The organism is Enterococcus sp. AZ080 (assembly GCF_051714945.1).
GTDB classification, from domain to species: domain Bacteria; phylum Bacillota; class Bacilli; order Lactobacillales; family Enterococcaceae; genus Enterococcus_B; species Enterococcus_B pernyi.
In genome coordinates this window covers 99,128-124,046 of record NZ_JBIOSV010000001.1, presented here as the reverse complement: position 1 = coordinate 124,046, position 24,919 = coordinate 99,128, and the positions used below count along the sequence as shown (strand labels likewise).

The following is a 24,919-nucleotide window of genomic DNA, read 5'->3' as shown; positions in this document are numbered from 1 at the left end:
CTTCTGTTTGATTTTTTTATTGGATTCGTATACGCGGATCAACAATGCTCATGATAATATCTGACAGCAGTGTTCCGACGAGCGTTGCGATTCCTAAAATCAAGACTAAGGCTGTGATTACGGTATAATCACGTTGACCGATTGAGTCAATAAACAATTTTCCGACACCAGGATAACCAAAGATTTTTTCGATAACGACAGAACCAGCAATCAGTGAAGTAATTTCATACCCCATTTGAGATGCCATCGGCAATGCTGCATTACGGAAAATGTGACGACTGAATACTTTGTTTGTCGGCACCCCTTTGGAACGAGCTGTACGTACAAAGTCTAAGGATTTCGAATCAATGACTTCACTTCGTAAATACTGGATCGTTACTGCTGTGGCTAAAAAGGCCTGTGTGATCGATGGTAATAAAATGTATTGCAATCGATCCATCCATTGAGCGAAAAATCCTCCCTGGAAACCTAAAGTCTGAGAACCACTTGTTGGGAACCAACCTAAACGATAGCCAAAAACAAACAACATGATCAATCCGAAAATGAATAATGGAACAGCAAAACTGAAGAAGTTATAAATAACAACAGCTTTGTCCAAAATCGAATTTTGGTATCGACCAGCTAACATACCTAGTGGTACAGCAATCAAGTACGTAATAATAACAGTTAAAATAGATAAATATAAAGTATTGACGATTCGTTCTCCAATCAAAGAGGAAACCGAACGCTTATACAAGAAACTTTGTCCAAAATCACCTTGTAAGGCATTTCCGACCCAACGGAAATATTGTTCATACCAAGGATCATTCAAGCCCGCTGCCTGACGCATCTGCTCGATCACAGCTGGATCTTGGTTTGGGTTGATCAATCCTGTAAACGGATCTCCAGGCATGGCTTGCGCTAGCATAAAGATCAACACACTAAGAATGATCACTTGTGGGATCATCAAAAGAACTCTTCGTAGAATCGTTTTCCACATTAGCTAGCACCTCCATCTTTCAACGCTACTTTGTGTGTAGTGGTTAGTGTACGTAAATCATACACTCGCCCTGCTGTATCGTAGTAATCTTTTTGATGTTCGATATACTCACGTTCAACATTTCGTCGGTTTTGTTTTTGTATTTCCCGATTGTCTACATCAATTCGTGGAATCGCAGATAGTAAGCGTTTTGTGTAGATGTGGCGCGGATCATTATAGATATCTTCTCGTGTACCGATTTCAACAAATCGACCTTTGTACATGATCGCGATGTTGTCACACATGTGTTTTACGACACCCAAGTCATGAGAGATGAATAAATAGCTCAAACCAAATTCTTGTTGGATGCGTTTCATAAAGTTCAATACTTGTGCCTGAACAGATAAGTCTAGGGCAGATACAGGTTCATCAGCAACAATCAATTTAGGATTCGTTGCTACTGCTCGGGCAACCCCTAAACGCTGTCTTTGTCCACCAGAAAATTCATGAGGATATTTGTATAACGCATCTTCTGGCATCCCAACGATGTCCAATAAGCCTTTGACTTTTTTCTTTTCTTCCTGATCGCTCAAGCGTTCAAAGTTACGGATCGGCTCAGCGATAATGTCCAGTACTCGTTTTTTAGGATTTAAACTAGACATTGAATCTTGAAAGATCATTTGGACGTCTTTGTTGTAGCCGATTTTTTTGCGGTTACTTCTTTTCGTGACGTCTTTTCCTTCATACATGATTTGGCCAGAAGTCACTTTTTCTAGGCCGACAACCGCTTTTCCGGTTGTGGACTTCCCAGAACCTGATTCTCCAACTAGTCCGTATGTTTTTCCTTTTTCAATAATAAAATCGACACCGTCTACTGCATAGACATGGTCTGTTACTCGGTTGAAAAACCCACTGCGAATAGGATAGTGAACTTTCAAATCTTTGATTGTAATTAATTCTGACATCTACACCTCTCCTTTTTCGTCTCTAAAGTGGAAATGTTTATAACATGAGCAACGTACCATATGATTCGGTGCGATTTCATGCAAGACTGGATTTTCTTCGTGAGCGCTTGCTGGGATCCAAGGAATCCGTGGCGCAAATCGGCAACCTGTTCGTGGCATATTTTTTAATGAAGGGACTACGCCTTCAATCACATGTAACTCTGCCTCGTGATTTCCTTCTTGTGGAATCGAATTTAGCAATGATTGTGTATATGGGTGTTTTGGATTTTCAAATAACTCTTTGACTCCTGCAACTTCAACAAATTGTCCACCATACATCACAGCAACACGATCCGCCATTTCAGCTACGACACCTAAATCATGTGTGATCAAGATGATCCCAGTTTTAGTTTCTTCTTGTAAATCTTTCAGTAAGTCAAGGATCTGTGCTTGGATCGTTACGTCCAAGGCAGTCGTTGGTTCATCCGCGATAATGATCGGTGGCTTACATGCAATCGCAATCGCGATGATCACCCGCTGTCTCATCCCACCTGACAACTCATGAGGATACTGACGTCCAACTCGTGCAGGATTCGGAATCCCTACTTGTTCTAGTAATTCTAATGCACGTGCTTGTCTTTGCTCAGCAGTCATTTTTGTATGGTAAGACAAACCTTCTTTGATTTGGTCTTCAATTCTCATCAAAGGGTTTAGTGCAGATAATGGATCTTGAAAAATCATCCCAATATCATTTCCGCGGATCTTGTTATACAATGTTTCATTTAATTCAATTAAATTTAAATCATTGTACATGATCTCCCCTGTGATCTTTGTATTGTTAGGATCTAATAATCCCATAATCGTTGTAGCTAACGTACTTTTCCCGCAACCAGACTCACCAACGATGGCTAAGATCTCGTTTTTATCTAAAGTAAAAGAAACGTCGTCTACTGCATCGTAGTATTCATCTTTTAGACGGAAGCCTGTGTGTAGGTTCTGAACATCTAATAATTGGTTATCTGACAATCGAATACCCCTCTCTGCTCCCTCGATGGAAGTTTTTAATAAAAAAAATAATCCTACACTGAATAACAACTTAGCAAAAAAAAATTAAATAAGTAGCATTCTAAGGAGTGTGTAATTAATTATTAATAATTATATAGAAAACCGTTTTATATTGCAAGATTATTTCACACTGTTGCCAGAATTGTCTGAAAAATCTTACGTAGCTATGTCAGCTCCTAAAGAAGATTAAAAAAAAATGAGGTATGTGGCTAACCTTCTCTTTATCCTACTATTTTTATAAATTAAGAATCATTATAAAAATCTGCAAAAATCACTTTTTATATAAAAAACAGTTTTAACCTAAGAGGTGTCCTATTTTATAAAAGCATAATTATACAATACATACGAAATAGATATGTTGTGAAACTACCTCTTTCTATCGAATGTTGTGACATATTTCTTCTCTTTAAAAAAACTCTTTTATTTAAATAATTATGACTGAAAAAGCCAAGAAACCATGAAATAGCTAAACTATTTCTGACTTCTTGGCTTTGAGTTGAAATTGGCTTTTGCCAATTCATTCATCAGTTGATGTGTATTTATTCAATTTATTTCAAGTGTTTGCTGATATAATCCACGGCACCGCCGACTGTTTCGATTTGTTCAGCATCTTCATCAGAGATCTCTGTACCGAATTCATCTTCCAGTTCAAGAACAAATTCCATGATACTAATTGAATCAGCTTTCAGATCATCTTTAATGTTCAATTCATCTGTCACTTTGTCTGTATCCATTTCAAAGTGATTTGAAATGATTTTAGCTACCTTATTAAATACTTCTTCGCGCGTCAATTTTTTCACCCCCACAATTCTTAGAACTACTACGTTTTCTTCACCATAGCTAATTTTACTGACAATTTTTTGGAATGTCCACCCTTTTTTCTCCATCAGCTTGTCAATTCGTAGAAAATTTAGTCCTCTTTTTTCTCAAATTGCTCCACCAGTTGTCCTACAACATTGGTTTCAAGCATTGTATGGATTTGACGGATCGTATAGCGAACTGCATCTGGTCCAGTTGCACCATGCGTTTTGATAACTGGTGCTTTCAATCCAAATAAAACAGCTCCTCCATGTTTTGAATAGTCCATTTCAGATTTCAAAGAGCGCAAACCGTCTTTTAGCAGTAATGCACCCATTTTACCTTTGATGCCTTCATTCAAGATGGCAGATTTCAATAAGGTCATCATATTCATCGCTGTGCCTTCAATGGATTTCAACACTGCATTTCCGGTAAAACCATCGGTTACTACGACGTCTGCCACACCATTTAGTAAGTCACGCGCTTCCACATTGCCAATGAAGTTCAAGCTTGTTTCATTTTGCAAAAGTTCAAAGGCTTGTTTTGTCAATTCACTGCCCTTAGTCTCTTCCGTCCCATTATTGAGCAATGCGACACGAGGTCGTCCGATACCACGAACTTTTCTTGCATAAAATGACCCTAAAATACCATATTGTAAAAGATGTTCTGGTTTGTTTTCTGCATTTGCACCTAAATCTAGCATATCAAACCCTTCGCCTTCTTTGCCAATAACTGGCAATGTGGACATTAGTCCAGGGCGTTCGATGTTTTTGATGCGTCCAACAATAAACAAGCCAGCTGCTAGTAAGGCTCCTGTATTTCCTGCTGAAAAAATCGCATCTGCTTCCCCATTTTTAACTGCTTGGGCAGCTAAAACCATTGAAGCAGTTTTCTTGCGACGGATCGCTTTAACTGGTTCGTCATCACTATTGATTTTTTCGTCAGTATGGACGATTGTGATATTTTTTTCGTCTGTCAAATATTTTTTGATCTCTGATTCTTTACCGTAAAGAACAAATTCCAACTCAGGGAAATCTTTTTGTGCTAGAGCGATTCCTTCCACAATGGCTTGTGGTGCGTGATCTCCGCCCATTGCATCTACTGCAATTCTCATTATTATTTCCACTCCTTGTCATCATTTTGAAAGTATTGATAATCTGTTAATCAAAATAACGATTATCTTGTTCGCCTAATTGCAACTTGGCTGTTAATGGTTGATATTCAGGTAATAACTGCCAGTCTTTGATTTGCCAGATTGCCGCAGCTTCTTCACGGGCAACCTCTAAGACATTCCCATCTGTTACTAGATCTGCGATCGCAAATTCTGGCAAGCCGGATTGACGGAAGCCAAATACCTCTCCAGGCCCTCGTAATTCTAAATCCTTTTCACTCAAGATAAAGCCATTCGTGGTCTCTGTCATGATTTTCATTCGTTCGACACCCAGTTCATTTTTCGGATTTGCCACGAGGATACAATAAGAAGCCTCACTTCCTCGACCGACACGCCCACGCAACTGATGCAGCTGAGCTAATCCAAAACGATCCGCATCCATGATCAACATGACCGTTGCATTCGGCACATTGACACCGACCTCGATCACTGTGGTTGACACTAAGATCTGGAGTTGATTTTCTTTGAATGTTTCCATGATCTGATCTTTTTCTTGATTCTTCATTTTACCATGCAACAAGCCAACTTCATATTCTGGTGCAAATAACTCACGAAGTTTTTCGTAAATTTCCACTGCATTTTTCACATCTAACGCTTCGGACTCCTCAATCAATGGACAAATCACATACATTTGATGCCCTCTGCGCAATTCTTTATAGGTCCATTCTAGCACGCTATCTAATTGAGGTGTTCGGACCCATCTTGTTTCGATCGGAATCCGTCCAGCGGGAAGCTCGTCGATTACAGATACATCCATTTCGCCGTATGCTGTAATTGCTAAAGTTCGAGGGATAGGGGTGGCAGTCATAAACAACACATCTGGACGCCAACCCTTCTCACGCAATACTTTTCGTTGGTTCACGCCAAAACGATGTTGCTCATCGGTGATCACTAAACCCAGATTTTGGAATGCGACACCTTCTTGAATCAGTGCATGTGTTCCCACAACGATATCGATTTCCCCATTTTCTAACCGTTCTAATAGCTCGCGACGTTCTTTTGCTTTCGTTGATCCGGTCAATAACGCAACGGTCACTTCATTTGGGTCAAATAATTGGGATAAACTTTCCATATGTTGTTGCGCCAATATTTCTGTTGGGACCATCAACGCTCCTTGAAAGCCAGCAGTCACTGTCGCATATAAAGCAATCGCAGCAACAACGGTCTTTCCACTTCCCACATCCCCTTGCAACAAACGCTGCATATGGTGTGGATTACGGAGATCACGGCAAATTTCATTAGTGACACGTTTTTGTGCCGTCGTTAATTCAAACGGCAACTTTTTCGTAAATTGTTTTAATCGTTCCACATCATAAAGGATCTCTAAGCCATTCTTTTCAGACTTTTCGGCTTTTTTCAGTCCTTGTAACTGCATCTGGAAAAAAAAGAATTCTTCAAAAACAATCCGTCGTTTGGCTTGATGATTTTCCTCATGATTTTGCGGAAAATGCATACTTCTTACAGCAGTTGGACGATCAAGCAAACGGTATTTTTCAATTAAAGATAGTGGTAAATTTTCTTCAATCAAATCACCATACTCACTAAACCCTCGACGGATCAGATCGACCAGTGTCGTTTGGCGAATGGATTTGTTGACATGATAGATCGGAGAGAAATCATCTGGACTTTGCGAACCAAGGATCTTCATCCCATTTAGTGCTTTACGTTTCGCATCCCATTTCCCATAAACTGCGATTTCTTCAGATAAAATGACTTTATCTTTCAAATAGGGCTGATTGAAGAAAGAAACATTGAATACTTCATGTTCTTGCATCATTCGAAACTGCAGACGGCTTTTTTTGTAGCCAAAACGACTCATTACTGGCGGAGAGACAACTAACCCTTTTAATGTAACTTTTTCTTGGTCTTGGATTTCGTTTAGATTTCTTTCTTGGATATCTTCATAACGAAAAGGATAGTAAGTTAATAAGTCTTCGATTGTATGGATGCCTAGACTAGCCAAGCTATCCGCTCTTTTTTGACCAACACCTGCCAGCACTGTGACTGGATCAGCTAACGAACGCATAAGATTTCCCTCCTTTAACAAAAAAAGGAACTTGGTCAACGATTTGCAAATCGTTGACCGAAGATCCTTTCAAATGATTTTCTGCTTTATCTATCGGCTTCAGGCTGTATTATTCAGCAGAAAATAAATAAGGATAGACAGGTTGATCTCCTTGATGGATCTCGATTTCTAACTCAGGATATTTGTCGCTCAGTTGAGCCGCAAATGCTTGTGCTTGCTCTGCAGACCCGTCTTCTCCGGTTAATATCGTGACGATCTCAGTATCCTCGTTGATCATTTGCTCTAATGTAGCAAGTGATGTCGCTAAGATGTCTGGATTAGAGATCACGATTTTCCCATCGATCATCCCTAAGAAATCACCTTCTGTGATTTTCACTCCGTCGATCATCGTGTCGCGGATCGCATGTGTCACTTGACCACTGACAACACTTGAAAGCACATCTGTCATCGTTTCTTTATTTTCTTCTAACGTTGCTTGTTCATTGAAGGACAACATCGCTGTCAATCCTTGAGAGACTGTTTTTGATGGAACAACAGCAACTGGAAGTTCAGCCACTTCAGCCGCTTGATCAGCTGCCATAAAGATATTTTTGTTATTCGGTAAGATGATGACTTTATCTGCATTCACTTCATTGATCGCTTTCACGATATCTTCCGTACTTGGATTCATCGTCTGTCCACCACTGATCACGTAGTTTGCTCCTAGACTTTCAAATAACTCTTGCACACCTTTTCCGGCTGCGATGGCAACGATCCCGTAAGGTACACGAGGCTTCGTTTGTGCGACCGGCGCTGAAGGGGCTTGGTCATGTTCTAAGATCGTTTCATGTTGCAAACGCATGTTGTCCACTTTGACTTTCACTAGGGAACCAAATTTCTGTCCGTAATTCATGACTTCCCCAGGGTTTTCTGTATGAACGTGCACTTTGATGATTTCATCGTCATTGACCACTAACAGGGAATCCCCAAGGCCATCTAGATAGTTACGAAACTCTTCATAATCAAATGTACTATCTACAGTTGGACCTTCACCGATCTTCACCATGATTTCTGTACAGTAACCATAATGGATATCCTCAGTTGCTAACTGACCTTGCACACTACGATGATGCTCTGCATTTACCATATCGTCCATTTGAGCAGGAGATGGTTCATAGACCTCGTCTGCTTGGTATTCACCATTCAACGCAGTTAAAAAACCTTCGTATACGAATAATAGTCCTTGACCGCCACTATCAACAACGCCTACTTCTTTTAATACAGGCAATAAATCAGGTGTTTTTGCTAACGCACGTTTCCCACCTTTAACGACCGCAGTCATGACTTCGATCACATCATCTGTTGATTTTGCTTTTTTCTCACCAGCTTTGGCAGCTTCTCTTGCGACTGTCAGGATCGTTCCTTCGACAGGTTTCATTACTGCTTTATAAGCTGTTTCGACCCCATGAGTAAAAGCTGCAGCTAAATCTGTTGCTGTCAAAACAGTCACATCAGGGATTTGTTTTGAAAAACCACGGAACAACTGAGATAAAATAACCCCAGAGTTTCCTCTTGCCCCCATCAATAAACCTTTAGATAACAGCGCTGCTAATTCTCCTACCTTTTCAGAGGTAGAATCAACAACGGCTTTTGCACCACTTGTCATTGATAAATTCATATTGGTACCGGTATCTCCATCGGGAACCGGGAATACATTTAGGGAATTGACGTATTCTGCATTTTTTTGTAGCCGATTCGCACCGGACTGAACCATTTCCTGGAATTGGCTTGCACTAATTTCTGTTACACTCACCTAGATAATCCTCCTTCAGATCGACTGCTGAACAGTCAGCAAGTCTCCTGCCTAGTCTGGCAGTACACGAACACCTTGCACGAAGACATTTACTGAATTGGCTGTAACACCTAGTAAAGTCTCCAAGTTATATTTCACTTTTTCTTGGACATTACGAGAAACTTCTGAAATTTTTGTGCCATAACTAATGATTGTATAAACATCTACTGCGATCCCATTAGCTTCTTGGCGGACAACTACTCCTCTTGAGTAATTTTCTTTACGCAAAATTTCAGTGATATTATCTTTGATTTGATTCTTGCTAGCCATTCCTACAACACCAAATACATCTGTTGCGGCACCACCAACAACTGTTGCGATGACATCATTGGTAATTTCAATGGTTCCAGCTGACGTTTGAATTTTTACAGCCATGAATGAGCCTCCTTAACGGGTAAAATATTCCCATTTTTCTACTATCACATTTTATCATAGCGTCAACCGAAATAAAAGGTTGTTCCCTTAAAGTACTCAAAAACCATTGAAAAAAATTAGGAAAAGACTTTGTTCACGTTACAATTAATCACTGAAAATGTCAATCAATTCTATGAAAATATGCTTGCAAATTCCTACGCCATATGATATGTTATTCTGGTATGAGCTGAATTTACTATTGCTCCAAATCAAGGCAAAGGAGGAAATTTACATGGCAAAAGTTTGTTACTTTACAGGTCGCAAGACAAAAAGTGGAAACAACCGTTCACATGCGATGAACTCAACAAAACGTACAGTTAAACCTAACTTACAAAAAGTTCGCGTATTGATTGACGGCAAACCTAAAAAAGTTTGGGTGTCAACTCGTGCGTTGAAATCAGGAAAAGTTGAACGCGTATAATTGAATGAAATGATTTGAACCGTTCAACAAAATGAACGGTTTTTATTTTTTGCGAATCATTATCAAATGAGAGACATTTCCTCAACTACATGAAACTTAAGAAGAAAAAATAAAAAAGGCTTAAAACAATCAATCACCCAGATAATTGTTTTAAGTCTTCTTTTATGTGCCACTATCCCTCAGATAGTGATAGGTATATGTTTTTTTATAATTGTTACAAATAAAACATAACGTATTTGCAAACGCCTGTCAACACTTTATTTTAAAGTAGAAAGTGTTTTCTTATTTTGTGTTATTTTCTTAATGTAAATGTAATTTAAACTCACAAATGTTATTTAATTTCAAATGTAATTTTTTTATGAATTTGGTTGTATTTTCAGCAAGTAAAATCATGAATGTGATAAACTAATGATAACTTCAAATAGAAATTTGGTGACTGAATTGTAATGAAAACAACATTGAAAAAATTCTTAAAAGAAAACGGCCGCTATGCAGCTGCTAGCTTCTTTATCCCTTTGCTGATTCTTTTATTGGTTTATTTAAGTATCGGTATTTATCCAGGAAGTGGTCGGAGCATCTTGGCTAGTGATGCTTTCTCACAATTTTCAAACTTTCATGCAAGCTTCCGTAATATGTTGTTAGGGAAACAAAGCATTTTTTACACGTGGAATGCCTCACTTGGCTTAAATTATCTATCATTGATTTCTTATTATTTAGGTGGACTTTTCACACCACTCGTTTTATTGTTCCCGAATCAATTGATGCCAGATGCCTTGTATCTCATCACCTTACTAAAGGTTGGTTCAGCAGGTTTATCCTTCTGGTTTCTAGCGCGTACCTATCGCATTCCACATTGGGGGCAAGTCGCATTAAGTGTCAGTTATGCGTCGATTTCATTTATCACTGCCCATTCAGAGATCATCATGTGGTTAGACACCTTCGTCTATCTTCCTCTGATCATTTTAGGTATCCATCGTGTGATGGACCAAAAGAAACCTATTTTATTGTTTGTTAGTTACTTGCTTTTGTTCTTATCCAGTTTTTATATGGGCTTCATGGTCGGGGTCTTCTCCTTTTTATACTTTGTTACACGACTACTGACGAATTGGCGGAGGTACAAAGGAACGATTTTACCTTATGGGATCACCTCTTTATTAGCAGGAGGTGCATCGATGGTGATCATCCTGCCTGCCATTCTCGATCTACGTGCCAATGGCGAAGCGTTGACGCAGATCACTTCATTGAAGACGGAAGCAACTTCTTATTTAGATTTATTGATGAAAAACATGGTGGGTGTTTATGACACGACGAAATATGGATCGATCCCATTTATCTATGCTGGGTTGTTTCCTTTAGCATTATGCCTCTTGTATTTTGTCAGTCGCAAATTCCCCTTGAAAAATAAGTTGTTGTTCGGTGGGCTATTCGCGATCTTGATTGCTAGCTTCTATTTCGTTCCTTTGAATTTATTCTGGCATGGGATGCACGCACCAAATATGTTCTTATTCCGTTATGCCTATCTCTTTTCATTTCTCGTACTCTTGTTAGCGGCTCATAGTTGGGAACAGCTACAGGAGAAGGATCAGAAGCGATTGCTAGGCGTCATCATTGTACTAGCGACTGCTTTTGCTACAGCATGGGGAATCAAACCAGATGGCAGTTACACGTATGTCACGCTCACATCCTTTGTTTTGACGTTAGTCTTTTTAGCGCTCTACGCATTGACGATTGGTTTATTCCAACAACACCCATTTGATCTGAAACGTTTGAGTATTCTTCTGTTACTATTGATGACAGCAGAAGCCGCAGTCAATACCAACAGTATGATCCATGGCATTCTCGATGATTGGAATTATGCCTCAAGAAGTTTGTATACCGAACCTTATCCTGAAATCAAAACGTTAGTTGATGCCTCGAAAAAGGATTCCGATACGTTTTATCGATTAGAAAACCTTGATCCTGTTTCACCGAATGATTCGATCAATTATGGTTATAGTGGAATCAGTATGTTCTCCTCAATCAGAAATCGTAACTCTTCCTCTTACTTGGATACTTTAGGCTTCCGTTCTAGAGGAACAAATTTGAACATTCGCTACAATAATAACACCTTGTTGATGGATGGATTTACGGGAATCAAATACAATATTGCTAAAAACGACAGTAGCTTTAATAAATACGGCTTCCAATCCGTCGAACAAACGGACAACTATACTTTGTACGAAAATAGTAATGCTGTGCCATTAGCCTTTAAAGCACCTTTGACGATCAATAAGATCGAACAGCCGATAGGTGATAATCTAACTAGTCAAACAAATTTGATGAATGCTCTTTCTGGGTTGAATCAATCATTCTTTACGTTTTACAAACCAACCCTAAAAAGTCAACAGAACACGAAGATCACAACAACGACAAATGGGGTCACTTATAGTGAAACAGCGAATAATCAACCAAAAGAATTGACTTGGGAAGTCCAAGTACCTGCGAATACCCAAGCATATCTCAGCCTGTTTCCAACGAATTTCGCACAGTTAGAAAGCTCTACAGCAACTATTACCGTCAATGGCGTATCTAGAAAATCTCAAATTAACATTACTGGCCAATATTATGATTTAGGTTATTACCCACAAGACACAACAGTTACCTTCACTGCAAGCTTCTATGGGACCAAAGAAGTCAGCTTTATGGAACCACAAGTGGTCGGACTTGATGTCGTAGCGTATCAAGCCGCAATCAACCAAATCAGAAATAACGGTGTAGAGATGACTACTACCGGTCGAACAGCTACAGGAAAAGTAACCGCGACTGAAAAAACGATGATAGCCACGACTATCCCTTATGATGGTGGTTGGACCGCTAAAATCGATGGCGAAAAAGTTCCTGTGAAGAAATTCCAAGATGCCTTTTTGATGGTGGAAGTTCCTGAAGGTGAACATACGATTACTTTTAGTTACATGCCAAAAGGATTCATTCCTGGCTTACTTCTCTTTATTGGATGTATTGCCTTGTTTATCTTGTATCTATGGTACCTTCGTAAACGTCAGCCGTTTCGCGGCGTTATTGATCCTATAAACGAAAACGATGATCACCGTCCAAGACGTGAACGTCGTCGCGTAAGATAAAAAAAGCGTTTCGGTGATTGCCGAAACGCTTTTTTCTTGTATGCTATTCATATTTTACTTCGTATAGGTATAACCCTTCCGGATGAGCAGTCGGACCTGCTGCATTGCGGTCTTTTTTTGCAATGATTTCCGGCAGACAATCTTCTGGCAAACGATCGTTGCCTATTTTTAACAACGTTCCAACTAAAATGCGAATCATTTTATAAAGGAAGCCATCACCACGAAACGTAAACGTCAACTCATCGCCTGCTTCATTGACCTGTAAACTGGCTTCATAGATAGTCCGTACTTTATCTTCAATAGAACTTCCAGAAGCACAAAACGAAGTGAAATCATGCGTACCAAGTAAATCAGGCAATGCTCGTTCAATCTTTGCTACATCTATTGGATAAGGAAAATAGCTTGCATAATGTCTACGGAAGGGACTACGTGGTTTTCCGATATCTACTTTGAATTGATAGGTTTTTTCTTTCACTAGATAGCGTGCGTGAAAAGTTTCTGGCACAATCTCCACACTTTTTACAGCAATATCTTCTGGCGACTGCGTATCTAACCCAAAACGCATACGTTCCAAAGGTCGCTCTTCTGGATAATCAAAGTGGATGACTTGACCGATTGCATGAACCCCTGCATCTGTCCGTCCAGATCCAAAAATCGTGATTTCTTTTCCATTTGCCATCTTCTTTAAGGTTTTTTCCAGTTCTTCTTGGACCGTTCGTCCGTTAGGTTGTTTCTGAAAACCATTGAACTGGGTACCATCATAGGCAATGATTGCTTTATAGCGTACCATTCATCTTCCCCTGTTCTCATTCATCTTTGATAAGTTTAGCTACGGATAAACACCAGTACGATGGTCATAAGCCCAAAAGCAACCATAACAATAGTATCTTGTAAGTGCCAGTGAAGGATACGGTATTTTGTCCGACCTTCCCCACCTTGGTAGCCTCTTGCTTCCATCGCTGTAGCTAGATCTTCCGCACGATTGAAACTGCTGACAAATAGCGGAATCAGTAAAGGAATCACCGCTTTCATTTTTTGCACTAGACTTCCTTCGCCAAAGTCAACACCACGCGCGCGCTGTGCATTCATGATTTTTTCGGTTTCGTCCATCAATGTCGGCACAAAACGTAAAGCGATCGAAAGCATCAACGATACTTCATGTACTGGAAAGCGAACAACTTTCAATGGTCGTAACAAATATTCGATCGCATCGGATAATTCTAAAGGCGGCGTTGTCAGTGTCAATAAAGTGGACATAAAGATGATCAAAACAAACCGACAAAAAATAAATAGTCCGTTCATGACACCAAATTGAGTGATATTGAAAATCCCCCAACTCCAATACGTTTCTCCACCACTTGTAAACAGTACTTGTAAGCCTACAGTGAATAGGATCAACCAGATCAATGGACGGATACCTCGAATAAAGAATTTGATATCTACTTTTGACAAGAAAACAGCAAATAAGGTAAACGCCGCTAATAAGGCATATGTCTGCCAGTTATTGGCTAAGAAGATAATGCCGATAAAATAGAAACTTGCCAATAACTTTGCACGTGGATCTAACCGATGGATAAATGAGTCTCCAGGCATATAACGACCAAAAATCAATTTATTCATCATGAGCAGTACCTCCCACCAGTTTGACCAATTGGTCCGCTAATGCGTCTGCAGTAATCGGCAATTCATCAAAATGGATGCCTTTTACACGTAGTTCCTCTGCAAACTCAGTGGCTGTTGGTACCCCTAACTGCCGTTCTTTTAACCATTCAAGATGTTGGAAGACTTCTTTTGGTTCTCCGCACTTAACAATGCGACCTTTCTCCAATACATAAACAAAATCGGCATAGTTTGCCACATCATCCATCAAATGGGTGACTAATACAATCGTGATTTGCTGTTCTTTATGCAAACGCCAGAACATATCCATCATTTCTTTTCTTCCTTGTGGATCTAACCCAGCTGTTGGCTCATCTAAGACGAGAACTTCGGGTTTCATAGCTAGAACACCGGCAATCGCTACACGTCGCATTTGACCACCTGACAGCTCGAAAGGCGAGCGTTCTAAATACGTCTCATCTAAGCCGACTTGTTCTAAGGTTTCCTTTGCCAGTAGAGTCGCCTCTTCCTCACTTACACCAAAGTTTTTTGGGCCAAACGCAATATCTCTTGCGACCGTTTCTTCAAACAACTGTGCCTCTGGAAATTGAAAAACAATACCGACTTTTTTTCGAATCGGTTTCAAATTTTTATTATCTGTATCGGGTTTGATCTGACGATCGCCGATTTGGACGGTTCCTTCCGTCGGTTTGATCAACGCATTCAAATGCTGAAGCAAGGTGGATTTCCCACTTCCAGTATGACCCACTAATGCAGTGTAGCTGTTTTCTTTGATCAACAAGTCAATATCAAATAAAGCTCGTTGCTCGAATGGTGTGTTCGGTTGGTACGTAAAGTTTACTTTTTCAAAACGGATGTCCATAACCAATCCACCATCCTTTCTTCTGTCATGTATTCTTTAGGCACTTCAATGCCACGTTCTTTCAAGGCACTTTTTAGTTTTTCAGGAAAAGGCAAATCTAACCCTAGATTGATTAGTTCAGGTCCGGCAGAGAAAATCTCCTTCGGTGTTCCTTCATTCACTAGTTCGCCTTCTTTCATCACGAAAATACGATTTGCATTAGCTGCTTCATCAATATCATGCGTGATTGAAATAACGGTCAGTTGACTTTCCTCTTTGATTTCTTTGATCGTTGTGATGACTTCTTCACGACCTTCAGGATCTAACATACTTGTTGCTTCATCCAAGATGATGATTTCTGGTCGGAGGGCTACAACACCGGCAATCGCCACACGTTGTTTCTGTCCACCGGAAAGACGAACCGGTTCTCTTGTCGCAAAATCAGACATTCGAACTTTTTCAAGAGCATCTTTCACTCGAACGATCATTTCTTCTCGAGGAATTCCTTGATTCTCTAAACCAAAGGCCACATCATCCTCTACTGTTGATCCAACAAATTGATTGTCCGGATTTTGAAAGACCATGCCGACTTTTTGGCGGATCGTCCATATATTCTCTTCATTTAGTATTTGATTACCAACTTTGACCGTCCCAGACTCAGGAAGGAGTAAGCCATTGATCGTTTTTGCAAGCGTTGATTTACCAGAACCATTGTGCCCGATAATCGCGATCCATTCTCCTTTATTGATCGTGAAAGAAACATCTTTCAATGCTGGTCGTAAATCTTCTGGTTGGTATTTGTAATTAATCTTTCCTAATTCAATAATCGGCTCCATAAGTACTCCCTCTTCATCCTAAAGTTCCTATTAACCCTATCAAAAAACTGCTTATTTTTCAATCATTTCTGATTTTTAAAATGTTTTTTTATACCTTCAAGACTGTCTTGACAGTTAATTGAAGGTACAAAAAAACACTTTATGATGAGTGCATACTCCCCAAACGAATCGCTTGGGGAGCAGCGCTGAGCTAGACTCGGAATAAGTAACTTCCAACATCATAACACTCTAAAAGAATCATCCATAAAGTGATGTTATTAGTGTGATTTTAGACAAGTTCTAAGACAACCATTGGTGCTCCGTCTCCGCGTCTTGGTTCTGTCTTCAAGATACGAGTGTAGCCACCTTGACGTTCAGCATAACGAGGTGCAATATCGTTGAATAACTTTTGTAAAGCTGATTCGATAACGATTTCCTCATTTTCTTCACGCACGCTAGCAACTTCATTACGTACGAAAGCCGCAGCTTGACGACGTGCATGTAAGTCTCCGCGTTTGCCTAAAGTGATCATTTTTTCAGCAGTTGAGCGAACTTCTTTCGCACGAGCTTCTGTAGTCACAATACGTTCATTAATTAATAAGTCAGTTGTTAAATCACGCAACATCGCTTTACGTTGGCTAGATGTGCGTCCTAGTTTACGATAACTCACGTTGGTTTCCCTCCTTCGTAAAAGGTTTAATCTTCTTTACGTAAACCTAAACCTAAGTCATGCAATTTTGCTTTAACTTCTTCCAATGATTTACGTCCTAAGTTACGGACTTTGATCATTTCTGGCTCAGATTTATTCGTAAGTTCTTGTACAGTATTGATTCCTGCACGTTTTAAGCAATTATAAGAGCGAACAGATAAGTCTAATTCTTCAATCGTCATTTCTAACATTTTTTCTTTTTGTGTTTCTTCTTTTTCGACCATGATTTCAGCGTTTTTCGCTTCATCAGTTAGGTTGACAAAGATGTCTAAATGTTCAGTCATGATTTTTGCAGATAAACTCATTGCTTCCAATGGTTCGATTGAACCATCTGTCCAGATCTCCATTGTCAATTTATCAAAATCTTCACGATGTCCAACACGTGTGTTTTCTACTTGGTAGTTGACACGACGTACAGGCGTGTAGATTGAATCGACTGGAAGAACACCAATTGGCATATCTTCTTTTTTGTTTTCATCTGCTTGAACATAACCACGTCCTGGTTTCACCGTTAGGCGAGCATGGAACGTAGCACCTTCAGATACACTGCAGATGTACATATCTTTGTTAAGAATTTCTACCTCACTATCAACGATAATATCGCCAGCAGTTACTGTAGCAGGTCCGGTAATATCGATCTCAAGGGTTTTTTCTTCTTGACCATACATTTTCAGTGCTAAACCTTTAATGTTCAAGATGATTTGAGTGACGTCTTCTCTAACACCTTTGATGGTAGAGAATTCATGCAGTACACCATCGATTTGAATATTAGTGATGGCAGCACCTGGCAAAGAAGATAATAAAATACGACGTAGGGAATTCCCTAAAGTAGTCCCATACCCTCTTTCAAGAGGTTCAACGATGAACTTGCCATAATCTTTTTCTTCATCAATTTTTGCGATTCTTGGTTTTTCGAACTCAATCATTCTTATCTTTACCCCTTTCAAAACGAAAAGTGTCTTGTTCAATGACGTTACTAATAGAACTCAAAATGAGAGGCACTCATTAAACACGACGGCGTTTTGGAGGGCGGGCACCATTATGAGGAACTGGAGTCACGTCACGAATTGCAGTCACTTCTAAACCTGTTGCTTGTAATGAACGAATTGCTGCTTCACGTCCAGAACCAGGTCCCTTAACTGTTACTTCAACAGTTTTTAATCCGTGTTCCATTGCTGCTTTTGTAGCTGTTTCTGCTGCCATTTGAGCGGCAAAAGGAGTTGATTTTTTGCTTCCTTTGAAACCTAATGAACCAGCTGATGACCACGCTAAAGCATTTCCGTGAGTATCAGTGATCATGATGATTGTGTTGTTGAATGTAGAGTGGATATGTGCAATCCCAGCTTCTATATTCTTTTTCACACGGCGTTTACGATTCACTTTTTTTGCTACCATGAAGATTTAACCTCCTTCACTTAAGAATTATTTTTTCTTGCCAGCGATAGCGCGAGCTGGGCCTTTACGAGTACGTGCATTGTTTTTCGTGTTTTGTCCACGAACAGGCAATCCACGACGGTGACGGATTCCACGGTAAGAACCGATTTCCATCAAGCGTTTGATGTTTAAGTTCACTTCACGACGAAGATCCCCTTCAACTTTTAATTTATCTACTTCTGCACGGATAGCATCTGTTTGTTCATTCGTTAATTCACGAACGCGAACATCTTCAGATACGCCAGCATTAGCTAAGATTTGTTTCGCAGTAGTGTTACCAATACCATAGATATAAGTAAGTGAAACTACTACACGTTTATCACGAGGAATATCTACTCCTGCAATACGAGCCATATTTAGTGCACCTCCATTTATCCTTGACGTTGTTTATGTTTTGGATTTGCTGGGCAAATCACCATAACGCGTCCTTTACGACGAATTACTTTACAATGTTCACACATTGGTTTTACTGATGGTCTTACTTTCATGATAATACCTCCTGTAGTTTTACGGAGTACAATTATTTAAAGCGATAAGTAATACGGCCACGGTTTAAATCATATGGAGACAATTCAACCGTCACTTTGTCACCAGGTAGAATACGAATGTAGTGCATACGAATTTTACCTGAAACAGTAGCAAGAACTTGGTGTCCGTTTTCTAGTTCAACTTTAAACATTGCATTCGGCAAAGTTTCGACGACTGTACCTTCGACTTCAATCATATCTTCTTTTGCCACGCACAGTACCTCCTTGTACTTGTTTCGCATTTTCACACGATAAAATGGCGGAAACTGCAGTTCCCACCTCAAAATTCTCAAAATGGATCATCTAGAGGATTCTCTAGAAGTCGGACTGACATATTCTATCATAATTTATTGAACTTGACAAGAGTAACTGCTTAATGCAAGTCGGCTACGGGCAATCGTGCTATTTTTCAATGATTTTTTGGACATCAGTAAATACAGCATCGATTTCACGATCACCATCGATAGTGTGTAGCAAACCTTGTTCTTTATAATAAGCCAAGATTGGTTCACTATTTTTGATGTTGATAGCCAGACGATTTTTAACCGTCTCAGGTTTATCATCTTCTCTTTGATAGAATTCATGCCCACCACAACGATCACATGTGTCTTCAACTTTTGTAGGGTTGAAAATTTTATGGTAAGTTGCTCCACAGTTACGGCAAATGAAGCGGCCTGCTAAACGCTCAACCAAAACTTCTTCACCCACGTGGATATCGATGACAGCATCAATTTGTTTATTTAAATCTTTTAACATTGCATTTAGAGCTTCTGCTTGCTCGATTGTACGAGGAAAGCCATCTAATAAGAAGCCTTTCTCTGTATCGGGTTCTGCTAAACGCTCTTTTACGATTCCATTTGTTACTTCATCAGGAACTAATGCACCTTTATCCATATAAGACTTTGCTTCCAAGCCAAGAGCTGTTTCATTTTTGATAGCTGCACGAAACATATCTCCTGTTGAGATGTGAGGAATCCCATAAGCGTCAATGATTTTTTCAGCTTGTGTTCCTTTACCTGCACCTGGCAGCCCCATTAAAATGAGGTTCATTGCTTTCCCTCCTAATAAATGTGAGAACGTGTGTTGAGGAAAAACCTCAACACGCTTTCTTACTCAATAAAGCCAACATATTTACGTTTCAGCATTAAGCCTTCTAACTGTTTCGCAGTTTCTAAAGCCACACCGATCACGATCAACAGACTTGTACCACCTAACCCGATTGATTGTGGCAGATCCCAAATCATTTGTGCAATGATTGGTAATAACGCCACTAAACCAAGGAATAGTGCTCCGACTGTACTTAATCGCATCAATAAGCTTGAGACATACTCTTCAGTTCCCTTACCAGGGCGTACACTTGGTATATAGCTTCCTTGCTTTTGTAAGTTCTCCGCTAATTTCTCAGGGTTTACTTGAACAAAGGCATAGAAGAATGTAAATGCGACGATCAATACCGTATAAATCGTTGCGCCAGGCACCGTATTATAGTTAAAGATCTCCATCATTATTTTATACCAATTTTCAGATCCGAATCGGCCACTTAACGCTTGTAACACAGCATTTGGTGTCGCAATAAATGAACTTGCAAAGATAACCGGAATTACCCCAGCAGCATTTACTTTCAACGGTAGATAACTACTTGTTGGCGCACCTGCTATACGTTTTGTGTACTGAATCGGGATCTTACGTTCAGCTTGTTGGAAAAATGTTACGAATGTCACGATTGCTAGAACCGCAACTAGTAAGATGGCAACGAAAATTGCAGATCTCCAGATATCGGAAGAATTGATATTTACGAAGTAATCTTCATAAATTTCACGTACACTTTCCGGTAATCTCGAAATGATCCCTGCAAAGATGATCATTGACACACCGTTACCGATACCTTTTTCAGTGATTTGTTCACCCAACCAAGTAACAAACATCGTTCCTGCAGTTAAGATCAAACCGATCGTTACATAAGTAGAGACATTTGGATTGTTGACAAAACCTAATTGAGCGTATTGGTTAAATCCTGCTGTGATACCGACAGATTGGATAAATGCCAATACTAACGTCAAATATCTTGTTGCCTGATTCAACTTTTTACGACCAACTTCACCTTGTTTCGACCATTCCACAAAACGTGGCACGATATCCATTTGTAATAATTGGATAACGATCGAAGCAGTAATGTAAGGCGAAACCCCCATTGAAAAGATCGAGAAGTTTTGCATTGCACTACCACTTACCAAGTTCAACATGTTGAAAAACGGTAAGCTAGATAGGTCTTGTAATGAGCTTGCATTTACGCCGGGAACAGTGATATGTGCCCCTAAACGAAAAACAAAGAGAACAAATACAGTAAAAAGGATTTTCGATCTAATATCTTTGACCTTAAAAGCGTCTTTTAATAGTTTAAGCATTAGATCACCTCAACAGAGCCACCAGCCGCTTCGATTGCTTCTTGTGCTGCTTTTGAGAATTTAGCTGCTTTCACAGTTAACTTTTTGTTCAATTCTCCGTTAGCTAAAACTTTGATTCCAGCTTTTTCGTTTTTCACGATTCCAGCTTCTACTAAAGCAACAGGAGTTACTTCAGCTCCGTCTTCAAAGCGATTCAAGACATCTAAATTAACGACTGCGTAGTCCTTACGGTTAACATTTGTAAATCCACGTTTTGGTAAACGACGGAACAATGGTGTTTGTCCCCCTTCGAATCCTAGACGTACACCACCGCCTGAACGAGCTTTTTGTCCTTTTTGACCACGTCCGGCAGTTTTTCCGTTACCTGAAGAAGTACCACGACCAACACGGTTACGTACTTGGCGTGAACCTTCAGCGGGTTTTAATTCATGAAGTTTCATAGGTTTGGCACCTCCTTAATTGTCCTAGTTCTTATTTTATTTGTTTAATTAAACTTCTTCAACGTCCACTAAGTGAGAAACAGTGTTGATCATGCCTTTGATTGCTTCATTAGCAGGCTTAACCACAGAACTGTTAATCTTTGTAAGACCTAACGCTTTAACAGTATCGCGTTGGTTTTGAGGACGTCCGATAATACTGCGTTTTAAAGTTACTTTTAATTCAGCCATTATGTTTGTCCTCCTTATCCGATTAATTCTTCCACTGATTTGCCGCGTAGAGCTGCAACTTCTTCAGCACGTTTTAATTGTTTCAAACCTTCAACAGTTGCGCGAACAACGTTGATTGGTGTGTTTGAGCCTAAAGATTTAGAAGTGATATCTGCTACCCCTGCTAATTCTAATACGGCACGAACTGGTCCACCAGCAGCAACCCCAGAACCTTCAACAGCAGGTTTCATTAGGATTCTACCACCACTAAAAGCACCGATTACTTCGTGTGGGATTGTTGAACCAACCATAGGTACTTCAACTAAGTTTTTCTTCGCATCTTCAATTGCTTTACGGATCGCTTCAGGTACTTCTTGTGCTTTACCAGTACCAAATCCTACGTGTCCGTTTTTGTCACCGACAACAACTAAAGCAGCAAAACGTAGACGACGTCCACCTTTAACAACTTTTGTTACACGGTTAATTGCAACAACGCGGTCTTCTAATTCCAAATGTTTTGGATCGATATAAACCATGAATGGTATTCCTCCTTCTTCTAAAATTCTAGTCCATTTTCGCGAGCAGCTTCAGCTAAAGCTTGCACACGGCCATGGTAAAGGTATCCACCACGGTCAAAGACTACGACTTTAATGCCTTTTTCAGTTGCGCGTTCAGCAACTAATTTACCGACAGCTTGTGCTGCTTCTGTTTTTGTTCCACCTGAAATTTCTTTATCCAAGGTAGAGGCACTTGCTAGCGTTACACCCGCTACGTCATCAATAAGTTGCGCGTAGATGTTTTTGTTAGAACGAAAAACGTTCAAGCGTGGGCGCTCAGCAGTACCAGAGATAGTGTTACGTACACGACGGTGTCTCTTTTGACGTGTTTTGTTCTTATCTGGTTTTGTAATCACAATTGTCACCTCTTTATTTTTATTTTTTCTACTGTCAGACAGTAGAAATGATCAGTTTTGAAAAAATAGAAGCTGCGGCACAAGTAAACTCTCTCTTAATGAAGAAATACTTCAGCAAAATCCTTTTTTCCTGCTGCTGGCTTCTATGAAATTTTTCGAAACGATTATTTACCAGTTTTACCTTCTTTACGGCGTACGAATTCGCCAACATAACGAATACCTTTACCTTTATAAGGTTCTGGAGGACGAGTACCACGGATGTTCGCAGCTAATTCGCCAACTTCTTCTTTGTTCGCACCCTTCACAATTACTTGTGTGTTAGATGGGACTTCAACAGTCACGCCAGCTGGTGGTGTGATTTCTACTGGATGTGAGTAACCAACGTTCAATACAAGTTTTGTTCCTTGCATTTGCGCACGGTACCCAACCCCGATTAATTCTAATCCTTTTTGGAAACCTTCACTAACACCTACAACCATGTTGTTGAAGTTAGCACGAGTTGTTCCATGGATAGTTTTCATTTCTTTACTGTCATTTGGACGAGTGAATGTCACTTCATTTCCTTCGATATTCATTTTGATATCAGCAGAAAATGTACGAGTCAATTCCCCTTTTGGTCCTTTAACTGTAACGTTGTTTCCATCTTGAGTGATAGTTACACCTTCAGGGATCACAACGATCTTATTTCCAATACGGCTCACTTAAAGACACCTCCTTGTAGATTCTACTTGATTACCATACGTAAGCGATAACTTCGCCGCCGATGTTTTTCTCACGAGCTTCTTTATCAGTGACAACACCTTCAGAAGTCGAAATAATAGCGATACCTAAGCCATTTAAAACTTTTGGCACTTCGCCAGCTTTAACATAAACACGTAAGCCTGGTTTAGAAATACGTTTTAAGTTTGTAATAACACGTTCGCCGCTTTTACCAAATTTTAGGAAAACGCGGATCACGCCTTGCTTGTCATCTTCGATATATTCAACATCACGGACGAAACCTTCACGTTTCAAGATTTCAGCGATGTCACGTTTAATTTTTGATGCAGGAACTTCTAAAGCCTCATGTTTAACCATGTTTGCATTACGGATACGAGTTAGAAAATCTGCAATTGGATCTGTCATGACCATTGAACTTTTACCTCCTTCTTATGCGAATTTACTTTTTTACCAGCTAGCTTTCTTCACGCCGGGAATTTGACCTTTATAGGCAAGTTCGCGGAAGCAAATACGGCAAAGATGGAACTTACGATAAACTGAATGTGGACGTCCGCAACGTTCGCAACGAGTGTAAGCTTGTGTTGAGTGTTTTGCAGGACGTTTGTTTTTAGCAATCATTGATTTTTTAGCCACGTAGTTCGCCTCCTTTAATTATTTTTGGAATGGCATGCCTAATTGTGTCAACAACTCACGAGATTCTTCATCTGTGTTCGCTGTCGTTACAATGACGATGTCCATACCACGTACTTTATCTACTAAATCATAATCTACTTCTGGGAAGATCAATTGTTCTTTAATACCTAAAGTGTAGTTTCCACGACCATCAAAGGCTTTTTTACTTACACCATGGAAGTCACGTACACGTGGTAGAGAAACTGATACTAATTTATCTAAAAATTCGTACATTCTTTCTCCGCGTAAGGTAACTTTTGCTCCAATTGGCATTCCTTCACGTAAACGGAATCCAGCGATTGATTTTTTAGCTTTTGTGATCATTGGTTTTTGTCCAGTGATCAAAGTTAGTTCTTCAACTGCTTTGTCTAAGTTTTTAGCGTTTGATACCGCATCACCAACACCCATGTTGATGACGATCTTTTCAACTTTAGGTGTTTGCATAACAGAGCTATAGTCAAATTTTTCCATCAATGATGGAGTTACTTCTTTAAGATATTTTTCTTTTAGGCGGTTCATTCAGTAAGACCCTCCTTCCTTAAACTTTTTATTTATCTAAAACTTCACCGGTTTTTTTAGAAACACGGACTTTTTTTCCGTCTACTTCTTTGTAGCCAACTCGGCCAGCTACACCAGTAGAGTCGATGACCATCACGTTAGAAACGTGAAGTGGCGCTTCCATCTCAACAATTCCACCTTGAGGAGCAGCTTGAGAAGGTTTTTGGTGTTTTTTGATCATGTTCACACCTTCGACAACCACTTTATCCTGTTTAGGAAACGCTGCTAATACAACGCCTTCTTTGTTTTTGTCTTTACCGGTGATCACTTTAACTTTATCGCCTTTTTTAACAAACATAACTGTTTCGCAC

At 39.7% G+C, this 24,919-nt stretch carries 31 protein-coding genes; 2 read left to right on the top strand and 29 right to left on the bottom strand.

The genetic code is table 11. From position 1 onward, the window contains the following. Nucleotides 1-16: 16 nt before the first annotated feature. The 8 genes from opp4B to IGK01_RS00585 all read right to left on the bottom strand — a co-directional run bounded on the left by opp4B (nucleotide 17) and on the right by IGK01_RS00585 (nucleotide 9,168). Nucleotides 17-979 carry an oligopeptide ABC transporter permease gene (gene opp4B, locus IGK01_RS00620; protein WP_010734435.1) on the bottom strand — a complete coding sequence of 321 codons (963 nt, stop codon included), beginning with the start codon at nucleotides 977-979 and terminating at the stop codon, nucleotides 17-19. After that, nucleotides 979-1,923 carry an ABC transporter ATP-binding protein gene (locus tag IGK01_RS00615; RefSeq protein WP_010734436.1) on the bottom strand — a complete coding sequence of 315 codons (945 nt, stop codon included), beginning with the start codon at nucleotides 1,921-1,923 and terminating at the stop codon, nucleotides 979-981. The genes opp4B and IGK01_RS00615 overlap by 1 nt, the downstream gene beginning before the upstream one ends. Further along, nucleotides 1,924-2,928 (bottom strand): ABC transporter ATP-binding protein, encoded by a 1,005-nt coding sequence (locus tag IGK01_RS00610; protein ID WP_010734437.1) that lies wholly within the window; start codon nucleotides 2,926-2,928, stop codon nucleotides 1,924-1,926. Between the two features lie 587 nt (nucleotides 2,929-3,515). Then, a complete protein-coding gene (gene acpP / locus IGK01_RS00605; protein WP_023518907.1) occupies nucleotides 3,516-3,758 on the bottom strand; it encodes an acyl carrier protein in 243 nt (80 codons plus the stop codon). Nucleotides 3,759-3,877: 119 nt separating this feature from the next. Continuing rightward, nucleotides 3,878-4,879, bottom strand: a complete 1,002-nt coding sequence (gene plsX, locus IGK01_RS00600) for a phosphate acyltransferase PlsX (protein WP_010734439.1) — start codon at nucleotides 4,877-4,879, stop codon at nucleotides 3,878-3,880. Between the two features lie 46 nt (nucleotides 4,880-4,925). Continuing rightward, complete coding sequence (gene recG / locus IGK01_RS00595; protein ID WP_019722580.1) at nucleotides 4,926-6,962, bottom strand: ATP-dependent DNA helicase RecG; 2,037 nt, start codon at nucleotides 6,960-6,962, stop codon at nucleotides 4,926-4,928. 109 nt (nucleotides 6,963-7,071) lie between these two features. Further along, nucleotides 7,072-8,754, bottom strand: coding sequence for a DAK2 domain-containing protein (locus tag IGK01_RS00590; RefSeq protein ID WP_062805886.1), 1,683 nt, complete (start codon nucleotides 8,752-8,754; stop codon nucleotides 7,072-7,074). 51 nt (nucleotides 8,755-8,805) lie between these two features. Next, entirely contained in the window at nucleotides 8,806-9,168 is a 363-nt protein-coding gene (locus tag IGK01_RS00585; RefSeq protein WP_010720424.1) for an Asp23/Gls24 family envelope stress response protein, read from the bottom strand. A 271-nt stretch (nucleotides 9,169-9,439) separates the two neighbouring features. Here IGK01_RS00585 and rpmB point away from each other — a divergent pair, with 271 nt between their 5' ends. Together rpmB and IGK01_RS00575 are read left to right on the top strand one after the other, a co-directional pair. Continuing rightward, complete coding sequence (gene rpmB / locus IGK01_RS00580; protein WP_010734442.1) at nucleotides 9,440-9,628, top strand: 50S ribosomal protein L28; 189 nt, start codon at nucleotides 9,440-9,442, stop codon at nucleotides 9,626-9,628. Nucleotides 9,629-10,074: 446 nt separating this feature from the next. Further along, complete coding sequence (locus IGK01_RS00575) at nucleotides 10,075-12,747, top strand: YfhO family protein (protein WP_438840428.1); 2,673 nt, start codon at nucleotides 10,075-10,077, stop codon at nucleotides 12,745-12,747. A gap of 43 nt (nucleotides 12,748-12,790) precedes the next feature. Here IGK01_RS00575 and truA read toward each other — a convergent pair whose 3' ends face one another. The 21 genes from truA to rplX all read right to left on the bottom strand — a co-directional run bounded on the left by truA (nucleotide 12,791) and on the right by rplX (nucleotide 24,906). Then, nucleotides 12,791-13,537, bottom strand: coding sequence for a tRNA pseudouridine(38-40) synthase TruA (gene truA / locus IGK01_RS00570; RefSeq protein ID WP_010734445.1), 747 nt, complete (start codon nucleotides 13,535-13,537; stop codon nucleotides 12,791-12,793). Nucleotides 13,538-13,572: 35 nt separating this feature from the next. After that, the gene (locus IGK01_RS00565) at nucleotides 13,573-14,370 is read right to left on the bottom strand and encodes an energy-coupling factor transporter transmembrane component T family protein (protein WP_010734446.1); all 798 of its coding nucleotides are present in this window, start codon (nucleotides 14,368-14,370) and stop codon (nucleotides 13,573-13,575) included. Continuing rightward, nucleotides 14,360-15,229 (bottom strand): energy-coupling factor ABC transporter ATP-binding protein, encoded by an 870-nt coding sequence (locus IGK01_RS00560; RefSeq protein WP_010734447.1) that lies wholly within the window; start codon nucleotides 15,227-15,229, stop codon nucleotides 14,360-14,362. Before IGK01_RS00560 ends, IGK01_RS00565 begins: the two co-directional genes overlap by 11 nt. Continuing rightward, complete coding sequence (locus IGK01_RS00555; RefSeq protein ID WP_010734448.1) at nucleotides 15,205-16,044, bottom strand: energy-coupling factor ABC transporter ATP-binding protein; 840 nt, start codon at nucleotides 16,042-16,044, stop codon at nucleotides 15,205-15,207. The genes IGK01_RS00560 and IGK01_RS00555 overlap by 25 nt, the downstream gene beginning before the upstream one ends. A gap of 268 nt (nucleotides 16,045-16,312) precedes the next feature. Further along, entirely contained in the window at nucleotides 16,313-16,693 is a 381-nt protein-coding gene (rplQ, locus tag IGK01_RS00550; RefSeq protein ID WP_010734449.1) for a 50S ribosomal protein L17, read from the bottom strand. A gap of 26 nt (nucleotides 16,694-16,719) precedes the next feature. Further along, nucleotides 16,720-17,658, bottom strand: coding sequence for a DNA-directed RNA polymerase subunit alpha (locus tag IGK01_RS00545; protein WP_005880735.1), 939 nt, complete (start codon nucleotides 17,656-17,658; stop codon nucleotides 16,720-16,722). A gap of 79 nt (nucleotides 17,659-17,737) precedes the next feature. Beyond that, nucleotides 17,738-18,127 (bottom strand): 30S ribosomal protein S11, encoded by a 390-nt coding sequence (gene rpsK, locus IGK01_RS00540; protein WP_010734450.1) that lies wholly within the window; start codon nucleotides 18,125-18,127, stop codon nucleotides 17,738-17,740. 27 nt (nucleotides 18,128-18,154) lie between these two features. Beyond that, entirely contained in the window at nucleotides 18,155-18,520 is a 366-nt protein-coding gene (rpsM, locus tag IGK01_RS00535) for a 30S ribosomal protein S13 (protein WP_010734451.1), read from the bottom strand. A gap of 17 nt (nucleotides 18,521-18,537) precedes the next feature. Continuing rightward, nucleotides 18,538-18,654, bottom strand: coding sequence for a 50S ribosomal protein L36 (gene rpmJ / locus IGK01_RS00530; RefSeq protein WP_002288710.1), 117 nt, complete (start codon nucleotides 18,652-18,654; stop codon nucleotides 18,538-18,540). Nucleotides 18,655-18,686: 32 nt separating this feature from the next. Beyond that, nucleotides 18,687-18,905 (bottom strand): translation initiation factor IF-1, encoded by a 219-nt coding sequence (infA, locus tag IGK01_RS00525; RefSeq protein ID WP_002288695.1) that lies wholly within the window; start codon nucleotides 18,903-18,905, stop codon nucleotides 18,687-18,689. Nucleotides 18,906-19,095: 190 nt separating this feature from the next. After that, nucleotides 19,096-19,743, bottom strand: a complete 648-nt coding sequence (locus tag IGK01_RS00520; protein WP_023518902.1) for an adenylate kinase — start codon at nucleotides 19,741-19,743, stop codon at nucleotides 19,096-19,098. A 59-nt stretch (nucleotides 19,744-19,802) separates the two neighbouring features. Further along, entirely contained in the window at nucleotides 19,803-21,098 is a 1,296-nt protein-coding gene (gene secY, locus IGK01_RS00515) for a preprotein translocase subunit SecY (RefSeq protein ID WP_023518901.1), read from the bottom strand. After that, complete coding sequence (gene rplO / locus IGK01_RS00510; RefSeq protein ID WP_010734454.1) at nucleotides 21,098-21,538, bottom strand: 50S ribosomal protein L15; 441 nt, start codon at nucleotides 21,536-21,538, stop codon at nucleotides 21,098-21,100. Before rplO ends, secY begins: the two co-directional genes overlap by 1 nt. 48 nt (nucleotides 21,539-21,586) lie before the next feature. Next, nucleotides 21,587-21,766 (bottom strand): 50S ribosomal protein L30, encoded by a 180-nt coding sequence (gene rpmD, locus IGK01_RS00505; protein ID WP_010734455.1) that lies wholly within the window; start codon nucleotides 21,764-21,766, stop codon nucleotides 21,587-21,589. 14 nt (nucleotides 21,767-21,780) lie between these two features. After that, a complete protein-coding gene (rpsE, locus tag IGK01_RS00500; protein ID WP_010734456.1) occupies nucleotides 21,781-22,281 on the bottom strand; it encodes a 30S ribosomal protein S5 in 501 nt (166 codons plus the stop codon). Nucleotides 22,282-22,301: 20 nt separating this feature from the next. After that, nucleotides 22,302-22,658, bottom strand: a complete 357-nt coding sequence (gene rplR / locus IGK01_RS00495) for a 50S ribosomal protein L18 (RefSeq protein ID WP_010734457.1) — start codon at nucleotides 22,656-22,658, stop codon at nucleotides 22,302-22,304. A 164-nt stretch (nucleotides 22,659-22,822) separates the two neighbouring features. Further along, a complete protein-coding gene (gene rplF, locus IGK01_RS00490) occupies nucleotides 22,823-23,359 on the bottom strand; it encodes a 50S ribosomal protein L6 (RefSeq protein ID WP_010734458.1) in 537 nt (178 codons plus the stop codon). A 31-nt stretch (nucleotides 23,360-23,390) separates the two neighbouring features. Next, on the bottom strand, nucleotides 23,391-23,789 hold the full coding sequence (gene rpsH, locus IGK01_RS00485; RefSeq protein ID WP_010734459.1) for a 30S ribosomal protein S8: 399 nt from the start codon (nucleotides 23,787-23,789) through the stop codon (nucleotides 23,391-23,393). A gap of 36 nt (nucleotides 23,790-23,825) precedes the next feature. Continuing rightward, nucleotides 23,826-24,011 carry a type Z 30S ribosomal protein S14 gene (locus IGK01_RS00480; RefSeq protein WP_002356214.1) on the bottom strand — a complete coding sequence of 62 codons (186 nt, stop codon included), beginning with the start codon at nucleotides 24,009-24,011 and terminating at the stop codon, nucleotides 23,826-23,828. 18 nt (nucleotides 24,012-24,029) lie between these two features. Then, entirely contained in the window at nucleotides 24,030-24,569 is a 540-nt protein-coding gene (gene rplE / locus IGK01_RS00475) for a 50S ribosomal protein L5 (protein WP_010734460.1), read from the bottom strand. Nucleotides 24,570-24,597: 28 nt separating this feature from the next. Next, nucleotides 24,598-24,906 carry a 50S ribosomal protein L24 gene (gene rplX, locus IGK01_RS00470; RefSeq protein ID WP_010734461.1) on the bottom strand — a complete coding sequence of 103 codons (309 nt, stop codon included), beginning with the start codon at nucleotides 24,904-24,906 and terminating at the stop codon, nucleotides 24,598-24,600. Between the last annotated feature and the right edge of the window lie 13 nt (nucleotides 24,907-24,919).